This is a genomic window from Jezberella sp. (genome assembly GCF_964834465.1).
In genome coordinates, this window is sequence record NZ_CBAZRM010000003.1 from 59,825 (window position 1) to 79,560 (window position 19,736).

At 51.5% G+C, this 19,736-nt stretch carries 19 protein-coding genes and 1 tRNA gene; 12 read left to right on the forward strand and 8 right to left on the reverse strand.

The genetic code is table 11. The annotated features are described in order from the left end of the window. Positions 1 to 19 precede the first annotated feature (19 nt). The 11 genes from AC1W8Y_RS02935 (at position 20) to AC1W8Y_RS02985 (ending at position 10,997) form a co-directional block, all read left to right on the forward strand. Positions 20 to 445: a DUF2069 domain-containing protein gene (locus tag AC1W8Y_RS02935; protein WP_482012972.1), complete on the forward strand. Its 426-nt coding sequence runs from the start codon at positions 20 to 22 to the stop codon at positions 443 to 445. Beyond that, on the forward strand, positions 442 to 1,980 hold the full coding sequence (locus AC1W8Y_RS02940) for a protein adenylyltransferase SelO (RefSeq protein WP_482012973.1): 1,539 nt from the start codon (positions 442 to 444) through the stop codon (positions 1,978 to 1,980). Before AC1W8Y_RS02935 ends, AC1W8Y_RS02940 begins: the two co-directional genes overlap by 4 nt. A 73-nt stretch (positions 1,981 to 2,053) precedes the next feature. After that, the gene (aroC, locus tag AC1W8Y_RS02945) at positions 2,054 to 3,112 is read left to right on the forward strand and encodes a chorismate synthase (protein ID WP_482012974.1); all 1,059 of its coding nucleotides are present in this window, start codon (positions 2,054 to 2,056) and stop codon (positions 3,110 to 3,112) included. A 172-nt stretch (positions 3,113 to 3,284) separates the two neighbouring features. Beyond that, positions 3,285 to 4,694, forward strand: coding sequence for a 3-isopropylmalate dehydratase large subunit (leuC, locus tag AC1W8Y_RS02950; RefSeq protein WP_482012975.1), 1,410 nt, complete (start codon positions 3,285 to 3,287; stop codon positions 4,692 to 4,694). A gap of 6 nt (positions 4,695 to 4,700) precedes the next feature. After that, a complete protein-coding gene (gene leuD / locus AC1W8Y_RS02955) occupies positions 4,701 to 5,357 on the forward strand; it encodes a 3-isopropylmalate dehydratase small subunit (RefSeq protein WP_482012976.1) in 657 nt (218 codons plus the stop codon). A 69-nt stretch (positions 5,358 to 5,426) separates the two neighbouring features. Continuing rightward, positions 5,427 to 6,503 (forward strand): 3-isopropylmalate dehydrogenase, encoded by a 1,077-nt coding sequence (gene leuB, locus AC1W8Y_RS02960; RefSeq protein WP_482012977.1) that lies wholly within the window; start codon positions 5,427 to 5,429, stop codon positions 6,501 to 6,503. Between the two features lie 134 nt (positions 6,504 to 6,637). After that, on the forward strand, positions 6,638 to 7,765 hold the full coding sequence (gene asd, locus AC1W8Y_RS02965; protein ID WP_482012978.1) for an aspartate-semialdehyde dehydrogenase: 1,128 nt from the start codon (positions 6,638 to 6,640) through the stop codon (positions 7,763 to 7,765). A 46-nt stretch (positions 7,766 to 7,811) separates the two neighbouring features. After that, positions 7,812 to 9,362, forward strand: a complete 1,551-nt coding sequence (locus AC1W8Y_RS02970) for a type IV pilus assembly protein FimV (protein WP_482012979.1) — start codon at positions 7,812 to 7,814, stop codon at positions 9,360 to 9,362. A gap of 24 nt (positions 9,363 to 9,386) precedes the next feature. Then, positions 9,387 to 10,181 (forward strand): tRNA pseudouridine(38-40) synthase TruA, encoded by a 795-nt coding sequence (truA, locus tag AC1W8Y_RS02975; RefSeq protein WP_482012980.1) that lies wholly within the window; start codon positions 9,387 to 9,389, stop codon positions 10,179 to 10,181. After that, the gene (locus AC1W8Y_RS02980) at positions 10,171 to 10,857 is read left to right on the forward strand and encodes a phosphoribosylanthranilate isomerase (protein WP_482012981.1); all 687 of its coding nucleotides are present in this window, start codon (positions 10,171 to 10,173) and stop codon (positions 10,855 to 10,857) included. Before truA ends, AC1W8Y_RS02980 begins: the two co-directional genes overlap by 11 nt. Positions 10,858 to 10,920: 63 nt before the next feature. Then, positions 10,921 to 10,997, forward strand: a tRNA-Val gene (locus tag AC1W8Y_RS02985). A 92-nt stretch (positions 10,998 to 11,089) separates the two neighbouring features. Here AC1W8Y_RS02985 and AC1W8Y_RS02990 read toward each other — a convergent pair. The 8 genes from AC1W8Y_RS02990 to AC1W8Y_RS03025 all read right to left on the reverse strand — a co-directional run bounded on the left by AC1W8Y_RS02990 (position 11,090) and on the right by AC1W8Y_RS03025 (position 18,146). Then, on the reverse strand, positions 11,090 to 11,551 hold the full coding sequence (locus tag AC1W8Y_RS02990; protein ID WP_482012982.1) for an adenylate/guanylate cyclase domain-containing protein: 462 nt from the start codon (positions 11,549 to 11,551) through the stop codon (positions 11,090 to 11,092). After that, the gene (locus tag AC1W8Y_RS02995) at positions 11,515 to 11,913 is read right to left on the reverse strand and encodes a hypothetical protein (RefSeq protein WP_482012983.1); all 399 of its coding nucleotides are present in this window, start codon (positions 11,911 to 11,913) and stop codon (positions 11,515 to 11,517) included. Before AC1W8Y_RS02995 ends, AC1W8Y_RS02990 begins: the two co-directional genes overlap by 37 nt. Before the next feature lie 78 nt (positions 11,914 to 11,991). Then, a complete protein-coding gene (locus AC1W8Y_RS03000; RefSeq protein ID WP_482012984.1) occupies positions 11,992 to 12,984 on the reverse strand; it encodes a hydroxymethylglutaryl-CoA lyase in 993 nt (330 codons plus the stop codon). Between the two features lie 18 nt (positions 12,985 to 13,002). Further along, a complete protein-coding gene (locus tag AC1W8Y_RS03005; protein WP_482012985.1) occupies positions 13,003 to 13,674 on the reverse strand; it encodes a class I SAM-dependent methyltransferase in 672 nt (223 codons plus the stop codon). Positions 13,675 to 13,801: 127 nt separating this feature from the next. Beyond that, complete coding sequence (locus AC1W8Y_RS03010; RefSeq protein WP_482012986.1) at positions 13,802 to 14,551, reverse strand: SDR family NAD(P)-dependent oxidoreductase; 750 nt, start codon at positions 14,549 to 14,551, stop codon at positions 13,802 to 13,804. Between the two features lie 40 nt (positions 14,552 to 14,591). Further along, the gene (locus tag AC1W8Y_RS03015) at positions 14,592 to 15,356 is read right to left on the reverse strand and encodes an HpcH/HpaI aldolase family protein (protein WP_482012987.1); all 765 of its coding nucleotides are present in this window, start codon (positions 15,354 to 15,356) and stop codon (positions 14,592 to 14,594) included. A gap of 22 nt (positions 15,357 to 15,378) precedes the next feature. Beyond that, positions 15,379 to 17,091: a 30S ribosomal protein S12 methylthiotransferase accessory factor YcaO gene (gene ycaO / locus AC1W8Y_RS03020; protein ID WP_482012988.1), complete on the reverse strand. Its 1,713-nt coding sequence runs from the start codon at positions 17,089 to 17,091 to the stop codon at positions 15,379 to 15,381. Positions 17,092 to 17,099: 8 nt separating this feature from the next. After that, the gene (locus tag AC1W8Y_RS03025; RefSeq protein WP_482012989.1) at positions 17,100 to 18,146 is read right to left on the reverse strand and encodes a serine hydrolase domain-containing protein; all 1,047 of its coding nucleotides are present in this window, start codon (positions 18,144 to 18,146) and stop codon (positions 17,100 to 17,102) included. A gap of 155 nt (positions 18,147 to 18,301) precedes the next feature. Between AC1W8Y_RS03025 and AC1W8Y_RS03030 the strand changes: the two genes are divergently transcribed. Further along, a complete protein-coding gene (locus tag AC1W8Y_RS03030; protein WP_482012990.1) occupies positions 18,302 to 19,714 on the forward strand; it encodes a M20 family metallopeptidase in 1,413 nt (470 codons plus the stop codon). Positions 19,715 to 19,736: the final 22 nt, after the last annotated feature.

Here is a 19,736-nt window from a genome sequence, read left to right on the forward strand (position 1 = left end):
TCAATGATTGGTTCAAAAAATGAAGACAGAAACAGGGCATATCCAAGATCAGACCCTTGAGCTCGTTTTAAGTCGCTTATTGTTACGTCTGTGTTGGGTATGTTTATTGGGCTTGATTCTGCATTGCGTCCTCTGGGAGACGTGGCTTGCACCGATCAAACCCGGTGGTAGCCTCTTGTTTCTTAAGGCATTGCCCCTGGCATTTGCGGTCCCAGGGTTGCTGGCAGGACGTCTCTACACGGTACAGTGGTCGTCAATGCTGGTGTTGCTCTACTTGATGGAAGGTGTGGTCCGATTAATGTCTGATCCTCCAGGCCATTCAATGCTGTTTCCCATGATCGAGATTGGCCTATCAGGTATCTTTTTTGTTTGTGCGATTTTGTATGTGTATCCAGCTAAGAAACAGGCAAAAGCCACAACCAAACTGGCGAAGCAGCGCTCATGAGTCGATTCGATAGCTTCGCCGCTTTACCCAAAACGAATTCATTTGCGTCCTTGCCCACGGCGTTCTATACAAGATTAGAGACGCAGGGCTTGAGTGATGCTGCACTGCTGCACGTCAATCACGAAGTCGCTGATTTGATTGGTTTATCACAAGCGGCCTTAAAAACGACAGAGTTTTTATCCGTCGTGAGTGGTTCGAACCCGATGGACGGGGGGGCAACACTATCGTCGGTCTACAGTGGACATCAATTTGGGGTGTGGGCAGGTCAGCTTGGCGACGGTCGTGCGCATTTGCTTGCTGGGGTAGGGCATCCTGACCAAGAATGGGAGATTCAACTGAAAGGGGCGGGTTCAACGCCATACTCACGTATGGGCGACGGACGCGCCGTCTTGCGATCTTCGATACGGGAGTATTTAGCCAGTGAGGCAATGCATGGTTTGGGTATCCCCACCACTCGGGCACTTTCGTTGATATCTTCAAGTCAGCCAGTCATCCGGGAGACCATCGAAACCGCAGCGGTCGTCGCGCGGGTGGCCCCCAGTTTCATACGTTTTGGTTCTTTTGAGCACTGGTCTGCTCGTAAAAAGCCTGAAGAGCTCAAGATACTGGCAGATTACGTGATTGATCGATTCTATCCAGAGTGCCGTGACAATCAAGAAAGCGCAAAACCGGGTCAAGTCTACGTGGAGTTGCTTCGATGTGTTGCCATTAAAACCGCTCAATTGATGGCGGCTTGGCAAGTTGTCGGGTTTTGTCATGGTGTCATGAACACCGACAACATGTCTGTTTTAGGATTGACGCTTGATTATGGCCCCTTTGGCTTTATGGATGGGTTCAACGCAAAACATATTTGTAACCATACCGATACCAACGGACGCTACGCATGGCATGCTCAGCCGGCGGTCGCCAATTGGAATCTCTTTCAACTGGCCAATAGTCTGTACGAGCTAGTCCCCGATGCAGAGCGGCTGCAGGGGTCACTCGCCGAGTTTGAGACTGTCTTTTTATCGTCGATGCAAGCCAAAATGATGGCCAAGCTTGGGTTAAAAGACTGGCGGTTGGGTGACGAGGAACTGATTGACAGTCTCTGGAGCCTGATGCATCACAACAGAGCAGACTTTACCTTAGCTTTCAGACAATTGGCACACGCGCCTGGCATGACACCTGCGAGTCCGGCTCAAATTGCGGAAGATCTCGGCGGCACCACCGATACCTCTATCAAGCCTTTCATCGACTTATTTGCAGATCGAGAAGCAGCACAGGCCTGGCTTGATCGCTACCACGTGAGAATCGCACAACAAGACGGTACCGATCAAGCAAGAATTTCCGGCATGTTGTCGGTCAATCCACTGTATGTTCTTCGTAATCATATTGCCCAGCAGGCAATCGAAGCGGCGCAGCGGGGGGATTCAACTGAAATTGAACGGGTCATGCTAATGCTAAAAAATCCTTTTCAGTCTATTCCCGGCATGGCGTCCTACGCTGCCTTGCCCCCGCACTGGGCGAGCAGTTTGGAAGTCAGTTGCTCATCATAATGCGCTGAGTGCGATAATCTATTCATCAACAAAAATAAGGCATCCATGCCTTCAACCCACTCATACAAGCAACATGTCTGGTAACACGATCGGTAATCTTTTTTGCGTCACTAATTTTGGCGAATCTCACGGGCCAGCTATTGGCTGTGTCATTGACGGTTGCCCACCAGGCATGTTGCTCAACGAAGGGCACATTCAGGCTGAGCTCGACCGCCGCCGCCCCGGTACTTCTCGCCACGTCACCCAGCGTCAAGAGGAAGATAAAGTCGAAATTCTTTCAGGTGTCTTTGAGGGACGAACAACGGGTACCCCCATTGCTCTGTTGATTCGCAATATGGATCAACGCAGTAAGGATTACAAAGCGATTACCGACACGTTTCGGCCAGGTCACGCAGATTTCAGTTACACCAAAAAATACGGCGTCAGAGATCCTCGGGGCGGTGGCAGGTCTTCTGCGCGTCTTACTGCACCCACCGTTGGTGCAGGCGCGGTTGCCAAGAAATGGTTGTTTGAGACCTATGGCATTACTGTTCGAGGGTATATGAGCCAGTTAGGCCCGATTTCGATCCCATTCAAACAGTGGGATGATGTGCCCAGCAATCCTTTCTATGCCGCCGATCAAGCTGTCGTGCCAGAGTTAGAGGCTTACATGGATCAGTTGCGTAAAGACGGCGACTCGGTCGGTGCAAAAATAGAAGTAGTCGCGCAAGGGCTACCGGCAGGCTGGGGAGAACCCATATATGATCGACTGGACGCGGACATCGCCTTCGCGATGATGGGGCTCAATGCGGTCAAAGGCGTTGAAATCGGCGCTGGGTTCGCCAGTATTGCTCAACGTGGTTCAGAGCACGGCGATGAAATTACCCCAGACGGATTTTTAACGAATAACGCTGGCGGTGTGCTTGGTGGCATTTCTACGGGTCAGCCGATCACCGTCAGCCTTGCCATTAAACCTACGTCGAGTATCAGAATTGAACGACGATCCATCAATAGCGTTGGCGAGCCTGTGATGGTGCAAACACTGGGTCGTCACGACCCCTGCGTTGGCATCCGGGCAACACCGATCGCAGAGTCACTGTTAGCGATCGTTTTGATGGATCATGCCTTAAGGCATCGCGCGCAATGCGGTTAACTGGATGCAATCCAGCGCAAACGCATCGCTGCGGCTGATGAACCAAGATCCCTGTGGCATAATCGAGCGCTCGTTAAAGGAGGCCGTTTTGTCTGCCAAAGCGATGAGGCCTATCATCCGACTGATTCGTTGAAATCAGCCCATCAGAATTATTGGTTGGTAAGAAAATCATATGAAAAAAACACTTTACGACAAGCTCTGGGATGCCCATGTGGTTCACGAAGAATCGGACGGGACAGCGATCCTATACATCGACAGACATTTGTTGCACGAGGTCACCAGCCCACAGGCTTTTGAAGGGCTTGAGTTGGCTGGTCGGAAGTTATGGCGGTTAAACGCGAATCTGGCCGTTGCTGACCACAACGTGCCCACTGTCGCCGCTGATCGAGCGCAAGGCATTGCGGATCCGGTGTCTCGTCTGCAAGTTGATACGCTAGACGCCAATTGCGATCGACATGGCGTGACTGAATTCAAAATGAATGACGTGCGTCAGGGTATTGTCCATGTGATTGGCCCCGAGCAAGGGGCCGTTTTGCCTGGCATGACCGTGGTCTGTGGTGATTCTCACACGAGTACTCATGGCGCCGTCGCTGCGCTTGCTTTCGGTATTGGCACATCTGAAGTTGAACACGCCATGGCAACGCAGACCTTGCAGGTCAAAAAGAACAAAAACATGCTGGTTCGAGTTGAAGGCAATCTCGGCGTTGGCGTCACCGCTAAAGATCTCATTTTGCACGTCATTGGCAAGATTGGCACGGCGGGCGGAACAGGTCACGCCATTGAATTTGCAGGTAGCGCTATTCGAGGATTGTCCGTAGAAGGGCGCATGACTGTCTGTAACATGTCCATCGAAGGTGGCGCCCGCTCTGGGATGGTCGCCGTTGATGAGAAAACCATCGAGTACTTCCGTCACCGGCCATTCGCGCCCACTGGGGCGCTTTGGGATGCGGCGGTCTCTTATTGGAAGACTTTGCACTCTGATGAAGGCGCTCAATTCGACACGATTATCGACGTGGATGCCCGTGATATTCAGCCTCAAGTGACTTGGGGTACGTCACCAGAAATGGTCTTGCCCGTGACGGATAGAGTCCCAGATCCTGACAAAGAGAAAGACTCGGTGCGCCGCAGTGGGATGGAACGCGCACTTGAGTACATGGGCTTAAAGCCCAACACACCTCTGACCGATATCAAAATCGATCGCGTGTTTATTGGTTCTTGTACCAACTCAAGAATTGAAGATTTGCGTGCCGCGGCCTCCGTGGTCAGAGGCAAACGCGTGTCAAGTAATGTGCGTCAAGCCTTGGTGGTAGCTGGCTCAGGTCTGGTCAAGTTACAGGCAGAACGCGAGGGATTAGACAAAATTTTTGTCGAAGCTGGTTTTGAATGGCGTGAACCAGGTTGCTCAATGTGCCTTGCGATGAATGCTGATCGTCTTGAGCCTGGTGAACGCTGTGCATCGACGTCTAATCGTAATTTCGAAGGCAGGCAAGGTCATGGCGGTAGAACGCATTTGGTCAGCCCAGCAATGGCGGCGGCGGCTGCCTGCGCAGGTCACTTCGTTGATATTCGCAATTTCCGGTAAAACAACATGGACAAATTTATTACACATGAGGGCCTTGTTGCCCCGCTGGATCGTGAAAACGTCGATACGGATTTAATTATTCCAAAACAGTTTTTGAAGTCGATCAAAAGGTCGGGATTTGGGCCCAATCTGTTCGATGAGCTGCGTTATCTTGACCATGGCGAACCCGGCATGGACAACAGCAAACGGCCACTCAATCCGGACTTTGTCTTGAATCATTCGCGTTATCAAGGGGCGTCGATACTGCTTGGGCGCAAGAACTTCGGATGCGGTTCGAGCCGTGAGCACGCCCCATGGGCTTTGCAACAGTATGGTTTTAAGGCCGTCATTGCCCCGTCTTTCGCCGACATCTTTTATAACAACAGCTACAAAAACGGATTTTTGCCCATCGTGCTGCCAGAATTGCAGGTCGCAAGATTGTTTGACGAGGTCAGGGGCTTTGTTGGTTACAAACTCACCATTGATCTTGAAAACCAAGTCGTGGTCGCGCCAGACGGCAGAGCGATGGGGTTCGACATTGACGCACACCGCAAGTATTGCATGGTCAATGGCTTGGACGAAATCGGGCTAACGCTGGTGCATGCTGACAAGATCAAAGCGTTTGAAGCTGAGCGTCTGGCAAGGCATCCCTGGTTGGATGTGAGGCCAGTACTGGGTAGCTAGTGTTTATTCACAAAACGATCTGACGATTAAAAGGCCGGTTAAATCCGGCCTCACTTTATTGAGAAACCCATGATACAAAAAATTGCAGTATTACCAGGTGACGGGATTGGTCCCGAGATTATTGAACAAGCCGTTAAGGTGCTGCAGGCGTTGGACCTCCCACTAGAGATGAACATGGCACCAGTGGGTGGCAAGGCCTTTGATTTGCATGGTCATCCCTTGCCGCCATCAACACTCGCACTTGCCCAAGCGTCGAACGCTGTTTTGTTCGGCGCGGTGGGTGACTGGAAGTACGACAAACTTCCGCGTGAGCATCGTCCCGAGCAAGCACTGTTAGGTTTACGCAAGGCACTGGGGCTATTTGCGAATTTACGTCCCGCCATTTTGTATCCTGAGCTCGCTAACGCCTCCTCGCTCAAACCTGAAATCGTGTCAGGTCTCGATATCTTAATTTTGCGTGAATTAACCGGTGATATCTACTTCGGTAGCCCCAGAGGGGTTCGCTCGGCACCAGATGGCGCTTTTGCGGGTGCGCGTGAGGGCTTTGACACCATGCGATATGCTGAACCAGAAATTCGCAGAATCGCTCACATCGGTTTTCAAGCTGCCCAAAAACGTAGCAAGAAATTGTGCAGTGTCGATAAAGCGAATGTGCTTGAAACGTCACAACTATGGCGCGATGTTGTCACCGAAGTTGCGGCCGAATATCCCGATGTGGCGCTGTCACATATGTACGTCGATAATGCAGCGATGCAACTCGTGCGCGCGCCACGCGAGTTCGATGTCATCGTCACCGGAAACATGTTCGGTGACATTCTGTCTGACGAAGCAGCGATGCTGACGGGCTCTATCGGAATGCTACCTTCTGCGTCGCTCAATTCATCCGGTCAGGGCTTATATGAACCGAGCCACGGTTCGGCGCCAGACATCGCCGGTCAAGATGTTGCCAACCCGTTGGCTACCATTTTGTCGGCCGCCATGATGCTGCGCTACTCATTGGACAATGCCGGTGCTGCTGATCAAATTGAAAAAGCAGTCCAGAAGGTGTTGTCTCAGGGGCTGAGAACTGCAGATATTTATGAGGCTGGCACGACGCGTGTCGGCACTGAGGCGATGGGTAAAGCAGTCATCGACGCCCTTCGATAGCCTGCAAATTGAGCTTCGTAGCAGATTTGCAAGCTTTCTAGCCCCAATTTGGGGCTATTTCGACCCTTTTATCATCTTTTTTCTCTAAGTAATTGTAAACTAGAGCAAATTTTATAAGGTTTCTATAAGTTCAGATGAAGCAATCAGTTGGCTTAGTGGGTTGGCGCGGGATGGTAGGGTCGGTACTCATGCAACGCATGCGTGACGAGGGTGATTTTGAGCTCATTGATCCCGTCTTTTTCTCAACGAGTAACGCAGGTGGTCGCGCCCCTGAGTGGGCAGGTTCGACTGCACTGCTCAATGCCTTCGATATCGAGGCACTAAAAAAGCTACCCATTATCGTCACGGCTCAGGGTGGCGATTACACCACAGAGGTGTATCCCAAGCTTCGTGCAGCGGGATGGTCTGGCATCTGGATTGACGCGGCAAGCACTTTACGCATGAAAGATGATGCCATCATTGTTCTTGATCCCGTCAACCGCAACGTGATTGACACGGCGATGAGCAAGGGCATCAAAGATTTTATCGGTGGCAATTGCACCGTCAGTTGCATGCTGATGGGTTTAGCTGGCTTGTTCAAACATGACTTGGTTGACTGGATGACCAGCATGACCTACCAAGCGGCGTCTGGTGGCGGTGCACAGCACATGCGTGAGTTGTTGGTGCAATTTGGTTTACTTAACGAATCTGTGAAAAGCTTGCTTGATGATCCAGCCTCAGCCATTTTAGAGATTGATCGTGGTGTTTTGGCACGCCAGCATTCAGCCGACCTGCCACAAGCGCATTTTGGCATTCCCTTGGCAGGCAATCTCATCCCCTGGATCGATAAAGACTTGGGGAATGGGATGTCCCGTGAAGAATGGAAAGCAGAAGCCGAAACCAACAAGATATTGGGTAGAGGCCCTGGGTTCGATAGAACGTCAACCCCCATTGATGGGTTATGTGTCAGGGTAGGGGCAATGCGTTGCCATAGTCAGGCGCTCACCATCAAGCTTAAAAAAGATATCCCGCTGGATGAGGTTGCAGATATCTTGTCACAAGGTACGCCTTGGGCAAAGGTGATCGACAACACCAAGGAAGCCACGGTCGCAGCACTATCCCCGGTATCGGTCACCGGGACGCTCGATATACCGGTAGGTCGTCTGCGTAAACTGTCGATGGGCCCAAGCTTTTTAAGTGCTTTTACGGTGGGAGATCAGCTCTTGTGGGGCGCGGCTGAACCGTTGCGTCGTATGCTTCGTATCAGTTTAGGTGAGCTGTAATAGACCAATTTTTTTAAATTGGTTTGAAAATATTTTGGAGAACGTCGTGCTAGCCAACACAACAAAAACATCTTTGCAGTACGTTAAGGCCAAAGCAGCTCTTGGGGTTGCCGCATTAGCACTGGCGAGTGTTTTTCCGAGTATGACGACAGCTCAGACGATAAGCCAGCCTCGTTTGGCCTCTTCGGCTGGCCAGCCGTTGTTGGTCAATGCCGTCATTTCGTCCTTGACCCCCGAAGACTCAACTGCGCTGAAAGTCAAGATTGCCGATCAAAGTCAGTGGGACAGCGTTGGGTTAAAGCCGCCAGTTGGCATTGGCTCTATGACGGTTCGTCTGGGCCCAGGTCGCGGTAATCCAAAACGTGATATTCAGATTACGTCCCCTGAGGCAATTGACACTGCTGCTGTCGATTTGCTACTTGAGGTGACGACAGCTTCTAGCAATCAAGTCATACAGCTAAGCTTCATCGTGGGCGGTGTGATGAAAGCGCCTACGCTGCCTAAGGTTGATGACGTTCAAACCACGAACAGCGCGCCCAAGCTAAGCTCGCCAGCAAGCGGATCTGCCAGCGTGAAGCAAGGCGACACGTTGTTTGCGATTGCGCAGAACAATGCCGTTCCTGGCACCTCGATTTATCAGATGTTGCTGGCGTTGTTTCAAGCCAACCCAAACGCTTTCATTGATCAAAACATGAACCTGCTCAAGGCAGGTGTCACGCTTGAGATCCCTGATGCTGCGGCGGTAAAGTCGATTGATCCTCAGCTTGCGCGTAACACCTTTGCAGAGCAGGTACGTGCCTTCAACACCATGCGCGGGCGCCCGACTGCGGCCAAACCTCAAAAATTGACCCCCAGTAATACCCAGAGTGGTTCAGTGCAGGCGCCTGAGACTGTTCAGCCGCCAGCCCCCAAAGGCGAAGACAAGGTCAGTCTGAGTAACCAAACCAAAGAAGATGCCGCCGCCGATGCGCGTGCTGCCGCAGAGAGACAGCGCCAAGAAGAGCAAGCTCGACTGGATGCACTGCAGCAAAACATCAAGCAATTAAAAGAAGCAGCGGCGCCAGCGGCGCCGGTGCCTTCAACCGGTGAGTCAACCCCACTCGCGGCTGGTGAAGCGGCCAAGCCTGTTGAAGCGACTGCAAAGGTCGCGGATACAGCACCGGCAAAAGAAGAGCAAACTAAGAATAGTTTTGATTATCAAGCTTTATCTGCTTGGGTTTTGGGTAATTTAATACTGACCATCGCAGGCGTGTTGGGGTTGATCGCCATTATCATCGCTTGGGCAATGCGAGCCGCAGGCATGCGCAACGATCTTGATGCGGAAGATGACGAAGTTTCAAGTCAGGTCGAATACGCTGTTGCTTCTTATTTCAAACACGGCGAGCGTGGTGGGCATAGCACCGTTGCCGGTGGACACACACCGCCTGACGGCGGTGGAGGTGCCCCAGTCGTTGATAGTGCCCGCGAAGCTGCAACCAAAGCCGCTGTGACTGATAAATTAAGCAAAATCGATTTAGATCTGAAGGTATCTGAACATGATGGCGCAGTCACGTTGAATGTGCCAGCGGATAAGGCGCAAATCAGGACAACAAAATAACCCGCAAGTGGGTTTCGTTCGTTGATGCCGAGTGATGTGACCAGCCGTATTGCACTCGGCGTTGCCTATGATGGTCGCCCTTGGCAGGGTTGGCAAACTCAGCCTCACGGTCTTACCGTGCAAGATGCACTTGAGACAGCCATTGCCTCGTTTACTGGTCAACATCACAAAACCATTTGTGCAGGAAGGACCGACACTGGCGTTCATGCAACTGCTCAAGTTGTGCACTTAGACACCTTGATCGACAGGCCACCAGAGTCTTGGGTTAGGGGCTTAAACGCCAAACTCCCTGAGTCTGTCTCTGTTCAGTGGGCTCAAATGGTACCGGATAGTTTCCATGCGCGATTTTCAGCTCGAGCAAGGTCTTATACCTACGCGGTGATCAATAGTCGCGTGCGGCAACCGCTTTGGGTGGGCCGAGCAGGATGGGTGTTTCAACCTCTCTCTGTATCGCTCATGCAGCAGGCAGCGCAAGCTTTGCTTGGAGAACATGATTTCTCGAGCTTTCGTTCTTCACAGTGTCAGGCAGCATCGCCGGTGCGAACAATGACCGTTTTGAATATTGTGCAAGATGGTGATTTGATTCGTTTTCAGCTACAAGCCAATGCTTTTTTGCACCATATGGTGAGAAATATCGTTGGCGCCTTTCTCCAAATTGGTCAAGGCCGTCAACCAGTCAGCTATATGGCAGAAATACTGATGGCTCGGGATCGAACCTTGGCAGCGCCCACGTTTGCGCCTGACGGGCTCTATTTAACCGGTGTACATTATCCCGATATAGATTTACCTCAACCTGGGAAATTACCTTTTGAACGTTAACTACGCTGGCGCTAATCGAACGCGAATAAAGATCTGTGGCATCACTCGTGCTGAAGATTTACAGCAAGCCGCTGTATTAGGGGCTGATGCGGTGGGTTTTGTGTTCTATCCCAAGAGCAAAAGATATGTGTCACCCACTCAAGCCGCAAAGTTAAGCGGTAAAGCCCCTGTGTTTCTTAATACCGTGGCACTTTTCGTCAATCCAAGTGACGAAGAGGTTGAAGCGGTCATTGATATCGTGGCCCCCAGTGTTTTGCAGTTTCATGGTGATGAGACATCAGAGCAATGTGCCTCATATGGGTTGCCCTATATTCGAGCCTTCAGGGTCGGAGGGCCTGGTTGTCATACCGCTGACGCTTTGGTTGATACTTGTTTAGAACACCCTTATGCAGCTGGATGGTTATTTGATACCTATACCCCTGCCTATGGCGGCAGCGGCGAGTCATTCGATTACAACTTGCTCAGTGGCCTGAAATCGCTTGAGCGTGAGGCTCGACCTTTTATCCTCTCTGGTGGGCTTACCGCCACTACCGTTGAGAAAGCACTGGATCAATTCGATGCCTGGGCAGTCGATATCAGCAGCGGGGTCGAAGATACCCCCGGGATCAAATCACCGGTGAAGATGAAAGCGTTTATTCAGACAGTTCTCAAGCGTGATCGTCGTTCGCAAAATTGACGCAGCCCAAGCGCAGTCGCATTGACAGGTCGATCAAATAACCGCTATACTGTTGGTCTTTGCAGGCGGTTAGCTCAGCTGGTTAGAGCGCCACGTTGACATCGTGGAGGTCGTTGGTTCGATTCCAATACCGCCTACCACTTGCATAATACTAAGCCCCGGCGTCGGGGCTTTTTTGCGTCAGTTACCTCTGTGCCATTCGCTAACCAGCGATGTTTTCAACGTCAAAGAGTTAAGACTCTGCATCGTAGGCAATTGACTGCGTGATGACCGTCACATCCAAACGTCTGCATGTCTCAGCCATGACAACAGAGACTTGATCGCTATACCGATCCGCATTCGCTGCATATTCTTCGGCAGCCTTCCCGTATTCTCCATTGACGAAATAATTAAATGCTTTCTGAGTATCGAGGCATAGCGCTATCTGGCTTTCGGTAGGGCTCGTCTCAGGGTCGTCGTCGCGGATGCCCACCAGTTCGTAGATCGTGATTTCGGCCTTACGACCTTTAACAACAATTTGATCGATCGGGCGCACCCATAATTTTTCGCCGGCTTCTTTGTAAACAGCATGGCTGATGCAGATGCCGGTTGCATACCCTTTATTAACCCCTTCCAGTCGCGACGCGATATTTACCCCATCACCCATCACCGTGTAACTTAACCGCTCAGTCGAGCCGATGTTGCCGACAAGCACGGCGTCAGAATGAATACCAATACGCGCTCTGAGCTTCGGTTTGCCTTCGCTGACCAAGGTTTCCAGTTACGGTCAAGTAAATCGTAAAACGGTTGGCTATTGACTCTATCTTTGTAGACGTCCAGGCCGCTTTGAAGGGCAAGCTTCTCGACCATTTCCGCTTCTGCGATGGTGTGAGGGTATTGCCAAACGCGCTTGCCCGGGCTGATAAAAGTGTTGCTCGGATCATCGGTCGCTACGCCAACCACCTCAACCGATGACCCGATGTCGCCAAAGAGCAATTCATTTAACAAATAGTATCCGCGGTAAAAACTACCCAGCATAACGACACGAACTTTGCGATCGACTTGGCTATTTGGCATTCTGCGCTGTGCATCCATTCAGTAAGAAAGCTAACCATACTGTACGGATGTTGTGCGTTTATGACAACAAAGGCTTGCTTAGTTAGTGCGTGAAGCAGTGATCTTTTTCGTGTCATCGCTGACCTTGCGTCTCAACATCGCCAAAGATCCACCTTTCATCACGGATCCAGGAAGCGGGTGACCCACGATGTCTTCCGCCAACAACGCAGACGCGATCATTTTCTCGAGGTCGATGCCTGTCTCGATCCCCATCTCATGACACATGAATACGAGTTCTTCCGTACAGACATTGCCGGATGCCCCTGCATGCATGGCAAAAGGGCAGCCCCCTAATCCGGCCACCGCAGCATCAAACGTAGCGACGCCTAGCTGCAGACCTGCGAAGGCATTCGCAATGCCCATGCCGCGGGTGTCATGCAGGTGTAAGGACAAATTAAGTGACGGGTATTTATTGCGGACAGCACCAACAACCTTGTAAATAGATGCCGGTGTTGCCCATGCCATGGTGTCAGCCAATGAGATGAGATCCAGCGTTAATCCGCCTTCGGCGGCGAGATCGAGCAGTTGCTGAATCAGATCCAACACCCGTTGAACTGAGATATCGCCTTCAAAGTTACAACCAAAGGCAGCCATAATGCTCGCCCGCTGAACGGCAATGCCGTGGTGTTTGTAGGTATCGATAATGGATCGCACCGCGGCGACGTTCTCTGCATGGGTGCGGTTTTGATTGCGTTTTAAAAAAGCTTCAGATGCCGTGAGTGATAACGAGCCTTTGATGTCTAATCGTTGGGTGGCGATTGCACGCTCAAGCCCTTTGTCGTTTAGCCAGAGCGCTGTGTATCTAACGCCCGGCTTACGTCGAAAACCCGTGGCAACCGCTTCGGCATCAGCCATGGATGGCACCGCTTTGGGACTGACGAATGAGGTAATCTGGATTTGTTCTACCCCGGTCTCTGAAAGGCTATCAATCAGCTCGATCTTTCGCGCTGTAGAAATCGGACCTTTTTCAATTTGAAACCCCTCGCGTGGGCCTTCTTCAAGAATTCGAACGTGTGTCGGCAGATCAGACATACCGTATCCCTCTTTGGTTTATTCGGTGAATTCGGGAAACCACTGTTTTTTAGCTTGATCGAAATGCAGAATGATATTTCGACCGACAGGCGCATAGGCCTGGAAAATGTCAGGATGAACTAAATGTCGTGCTCGTTCGACTCGATGGGTCATCAGGCTGTCGGGGATCGCCTCTGGATGAGCAAACACCAAGACATTCATCCGGTACCAAGGTTCGATCTCGTTATCCAACCAAATATCATCACGAAAATCGAGACAGACATACCCGTGAGTCTGAAACAAATCAAACCAGTATTGAGGAGGCTGTTCATTGAGATGATGGATACCCCCTTGGCCAGGGATTGCCGCAGAGAAAAGTACAACCGGCGATGCCCGAACCAGCGAACCCACCAAGGTCTTTGCTGCACTTGCAGGTAGATGTTCGGCGACCTCTAAGCACATCGCCACGTCGTAGCGAAAGGGCAGAGCAATGTCCTCTGTCAGATTGACGTACTCCACGGGTATGTCTGATGCAAATCCTTCAAGCGAAAAGGTATCAAGCCCCAGCACGGCCGAAGCCCCCAGTTGCTTTGCTGCTCTGAGCCAGTCTCCGCGGCCGCATCCAAAATCAACGATCGATTTGTGTTCAAGCGCCAAGCGAGGCAGGATTTTCAAGGCCGAGCTGACTACCCAGTCGGAGTAGTCAAGCATCACTTTCTGCAAAGCGGAATAATCCTCATTGATACCCATGATCTGCCTAATGAATGTGGAGCGCTCGGATAAGCCCAAACGCTCTAGTTAATCGCGAAGAAATAACCACTTAAACGCAAATGAACTCTCAAGCCAAGGCCTGAGCACCGTCCACAGAGATATTCTGACCCGTCACCCAAGAGGCAAGATCACTGGCCAGAAACGCGGCAACATTGGCTACTTCCTCCGGTGTGCCGAAGCGCCCAGCTGGGATGCTTTGTTTAATACTATCGTAGAGCGTCGGGTTGTTTTGCCTAGCGTTATCCCAAACCCCTCCCTCGAAATAGATGGAGCCGGGAGAGATGCAGTTCACCCGAATACCTTTGGGCGCAAGCGTCAATGCTTGTGTTCTTGTGTAGTGAATCGTGGCGGCTTTTGCTGCCCCATAGGGCGGCGTTCGAGTGCTCGCACTTAGCCCCGAGATCGAGGCGATGTGAATGATGCTGCCACCACCGTCAAGCAAATAGGGTATAGCTGCGGCGCAACACCTCACGCCAGCCATGACATCAATTTGCAAACTCAGTGCCCAACCAGCCTCGTCGTCGCTACGCCCGAAACCCGAAGCGTTGTTGACCAGAATGTCTATCCCGCCTAGATCGGTTGCTGCCTGTTCTACCCAACCCCTGATCGCTGCTTCATCGGCTAAATCGCAGGCAAGCGCGCTTACCTTGTGCCCGTAGGCACGAAGTGAATTCGCGGCCTCTTGTAACGGGGCCATCTGACGTGCACAGATAGCAACATCCGCACCGGCTGCGGCGAAAGCTTTGGCAATTGATAAGCCGATACCACGGCTACCGCCTGCAATTAACGCCCGTTTGCCGTTCAAATTGATCTGCATGTTGACTCCCTGCTCGCTCGCTGGTTCAAGATAGTTTCATTTAAGCTTGGCGAACGGCTGCCACAGCAGCTTTGCCAGCTGTTGATAACAACCCGATATCGCTACCCGCTGTGACAAAATCAAACCCCTTTTTTGCGCTGGCCGCTGCAGAGGCGCCTGAGGTACCGTGCATGCCGGCGTATTTGCCATGCTGATGAGCCCGTTCGCAGATGTGAGCAACCATGTCAAGCACCTCTTTATCTGTCGGTTCGGTCTTTGGCAAATAGCCCATCGCCAGCGACAAATCATTCGGGCCAATATAAACACCATCCAGGCCTTCGACTTGCAGAATTTGATCGAGATTCTCAAGCCCTGCCAGCGTTTCAATCATGGCAAGTTTTAAAATTTGTGAATCTACTTCGGGATAATAATTGTCAGCCCCTGCATACATGATGGCTCTGGCGGGCCCATAAGAACGGGTGCCGCGAGGGGGATAGAGACATGCGGATACCAGTTTTGCAGCATCATCCACGGTGGAAATCAGCGGGCTAATGATCCCGTAAGCGCCAGAGTCTAGCAACCGCATGATCTGCGCGGGGTCGTTCCACATGGGTCGAGCGATCGGGATGGTATTGGTAATGGATAGCGCCTGGAACAGGGGCAGGGCAGTATCAATACCAATCAGGCCATGTTGCAGATCAATGGTGACGCAATCGAATCCAACGTAACCCATTGCCTCTGCTGTGAATGATCCATTGCTTGATAACCAGCCATTGATAATCGTTTGACCAGCACGCAACTTCGTCAAAATCGTGTTTTCTCTCACGTTGTCTCCCTTTTATGTTGCATTATTGAAATAATTTATCGTATGCCGCTAACAGCGTTTGATGCATGTCACTGAATTCAAAATTAGGGCCGAGATCGTTCAAACCAAAGAACACGTCCGTTTTATTCAAGGCACGTTGTGCCATCTGGACGGTATCTCGTCCATACATCAGCTCAAGTGCAGCTAAATAAGGCGAGGGGTCTTCGAGCTTGATGATATTTTCTAGACATTGATAAACCGCCAACCGGGCTGGGTTCATCTGCTGATATCCCCTGAGCCACTGGCAACCATCGAGCACAGCCTCTCGATCGCCTAAGGCTAAGGCAACCAGGGTTTTTAGCTCACCCATTCTCAGTTCTTTCCAAGCGGTGCCCACAGGCACTGCTAGTCCGAGGATCTCCCAGAGTGGTCGCTCATCGGAGGCATTAATTGAGGCTAAATCCGCCTGAAGTTCAATCAATGCGTGCTCATCCAATGTAGAAAGACGAGTCATCGCGGGCCGAATCAAATTGCCTGCGCTGTTGTTCTCGAACTCAAGGTCGTCGACCGGATAAATTTCTGACATGCCAGGCACGATGATCCGGCAGGCATAGGCACCTTGTTCGGCAAAATCGGAAACGTAAATTTCAAAATTGTCCTTGGCGATGCGATTGCATAGCCAGTCATAATCCTCTTGGGTGGTTGTACTGAAGTTCCAATCGTGAAAGGGATAGTCTGGCTTGTTGCTGACGAAATCCCAAGAGACCACACCGCTCGAATCGACAAAATGGATCTCTAGGTTGGCAACCGAATTAATTTCTTCCATGTCAAAACCCGGTTCTGGGAACCCCTCGAGAGAGTCCAGCGACCGGCCTTGCAAAAGTTCGGTCAGTGCACGCTCGAGCGCAATTTCAAAACGAGGATGTGCACCGAAACTCGCGAAACAACCTTGATCTTTTGGGTGAAGCAATGTCACGTTCATCACGGGGTATTCACCGCCAAGCGAGGCGTCTTTGATCAAGATACCGAACCCTGCCTCTCTGAGTCCTTTGATGCCTGCCTCGATTTTTGGATAACGGGCAAGCACGTGTTCGGGGACATCAGGCAGACATAAGCCTTCGCTGATAATCCGATACTTGATGTGGCGTTCGAAAATTTCTGACAAGGCCTGGCTGCGTGCTTCTATCATGGTGTTGCCGGCTGCCATACCATTACTGACATATAAGTTGCCGATGATATTGACGGGAAACCAGGTCAAGGCGCCATCGCTTAGTCGCGAATACGGCAGCGCACAGACACCTCGGTTCACATTGCCTGAATTTAAGTCGACCAGCACTTCGGTCTCGATTTCGCCATCAGGGTCGTAGAACGCCCGCAGCGCGGGGTTCAGCATTTCGTCTGACCAGTGGCCATCTTCTGTGTGCGCGAACCAGCGTTCTTGAGGGTAGTGCACAAACGCTGCATTCGCCCGCGTTTCACCCAAATAAAAATGCGTCCAAAAATAATGCGTACCCAAACGCTCAAAGAATTCACCAAAGGCGCTCGCTCGTGCGGCGAGTTCCGTTGCACCTTTACCGTTAGCAAAGAGCATGGGACAGTCGCGATCACGCACGTGAACGGACCAAATGCTGTCCACGGGGTGGAGTAATGAAGATTCGTTCAAATGAAAGCCGCGCAAGGCAAGCTTATCTCGCATCGTTTGGATGGTGGACTCTAACGAGGCGTCCTTGCCGGGGATGTAGGTTTCATGGGTCATGGCTTATGTTAGTCGATGGCCTTATACACGAGCGAAAAAAATTCATCCGCATGCTTGGCATCAATCCATCGCACCACAACGACCAGATTTTTGTCGGGATCCATCCATGTATACGAAGTCCCCGCGCCGATGGCAAAAAAACTGCTCTCTGACACGCTCGGAAAAACACGTCGGTTGGCATTCAAACACACTAAATAGCCATAGTTAGGAGCCACAGGGCAGGGGGTTCGCATACGATTGATCCAATCGGTTGAAATCACTTGTTGACCAGCAGCGCGGCCACCGTCAAGGATCATTTGACCAATTTTTGCTTGATCTTCACTGCAGATGGACAGACCACCCCCCCAATGGGTGCCGCCCGGAACCGATTGAACCTCTTTGCCCGCGATGCGGGTCCAAGAGTTGTCATACCCCACCCATTGCCAATTATTGCTGGCACCGACAGGGTGCATAATCGCGTCGCTAAATACCTGAGGTAACGGACGCTGAAAAAGATGCATGAGTGCAAGCGACAATTGGTTGATACGCACGTCGTTGTATTCCCAGTAGGTACCAGGGCGATTTCTTGGTCGCAAATCACCTTTTTTGCCGTTGGGAGCGGGCGCAAAATTAACATGCCGATAGTGATCGACTTGATCGGGGATGCCAAAACACTCACCGGCCCATTCGCTGGTCTGTTGCAACATCTGGGCCCAAGTGATTTCTGCGTTTTGACCCGATTCAAAACCGATGTTTTTTACTCGGTTCACAATCGGTTCATCAACATCAGGCAACAAGCCCCGGTCGTGAGCGACACCTGCGAGTAATGCCAAGTATGTTTTTGCAATGCTAAAGGTCAAATCGGCGCGGTGAGGTTCACCCCACGAGGTCAAATAGCGTCCGCCAGAATAAATCGTGCCAGACACTGACCCCCGGTCGTGAACGGGCCCGAAGAGACGATTCCACGGCGCCGGATCCCCAGGGTGAACGCCGAAAACGCCGTGAACGCTCCGATCCCAAGGGGTTTCATGATCAATTGCAAATTGAACCGCAGTTTGAAGCGCATCTTGTTTCATTTTGACCCTTGCGTCTTTCGTTTTCAGCCCTGAGACACTTGATTGCCATTGGCTTTGCGCACATTCTATACTTGGGCGGACACTTCCTGAAGTCGACAGCGTAGGCGAGTATTACGCTCGGCATCTGAACACTTACTTTGATTGGTTAATCCCCCATGACCCGTGATCAAGCTATTGCACGCGCGCACGAATCTTTTGATTCGGGTGATTTCTTTTCGACCATTGCGCGCAGAGTCGCTATCCCCACAGAGAGTCAAAATCCTGCCCGCGCAGACGTGCTGATGCAATATTTGACCCTAGAGATGGTGCCCGCCTTCGAAGCCATGGGATTTACCTGTCAGTTGCTGACCCATCCAAAAGCCAAGGCAGCGTTTTTGTTTGCCGAGCGGTTTGAAGATGAAGCGCTACCCACGGTGTTGGGCTATGGTCATGGGGATGTGATTCGCGGACTTGAACCTGAATGGAAACCCAATCTGTCGCCCTGGGTGTTGACGGATGTCGATGGCGTCTGGTTTGGTCGAGGAATCGCTGATAACAAGGGGCAACACACCATCAACATGGAGGCGCTCAAACATGTTTTGACAACGCGTGGCAAGCTCGGCTTTAACTCGAAGTACTTGATCGAGATGGGTGAAGAGATGGGATCACCTGGGCTTAGAGAGGTCTGCGAACAGTATCGATCATTATTAAGTGCTGATCTTTTAATTGCTTCAGACGGTCCGCGCCTACAGGCCGAGCGTCCCACTATTTTTCTTGGATCACGAGGAGGCGCGAATTTTGACCTCACCATCGAGGCAAGATCTGGTGGTCATCATTCTGGTAACTGGGGAGGCCTGATCTCCAATCCGGGAATTCAACTCGCGCATGCGATTGCGTCAATTACTTCGCCCTCTGGCCAAATAAAAATCAAAGCGTGGGTGCCTGACGCTATCCCCGCATCCGTTCGAAGAGCACTGGCAGACTGCGAAGTTAGTGGCGGTGCAGAAGGTCCGGTCATTGAGCCAGATTGGGGCGAGCCTGATCTATCCCCTGCTGAACAGGTATATGGTTGGTGTTCCTTTGAAGTGCTCGCGTTTAAAACGGGCAACCCAGAGACACCTGTCAACGCAATCCCGCCGAAGGCCTGGGCGCGTTGCCAGCTGAGATTTGTTGTCGGTATAGATCCCTATGACATTATCCCCGCGCTTGAACGGCACTTGAAGCAGCACGGGTTCGACATGGTCAAAGTGACGAATGCGCGCGAATCCTTTTTTAACGCATCTCGCACGGATCCCGATAATCCGTGGGTGCAGTGGGCCGCAAAATCGTTGTCAGAATCCACACAAAAAAAGACAGCGATCTTACCTAATATTGGAGGCGGGCTACCCAATGACATTTTCATGGATGTCCTCGAACTACCGACTGTCTGGGTTCCGCACTCCTTTGCTGGCTGCTCTCAACATGCGCCAAATGAGCACCTGCCAAGTCAACTGATGCGCGAGGGGCTTGGCATCATGACTGGGCTCTATTGGGATTTAGGTAATGGCGATGCGCCACCTGTGACACGCAATGATAAAATCGTGGGCTAATCCTTAGATGAATACCCTCAAC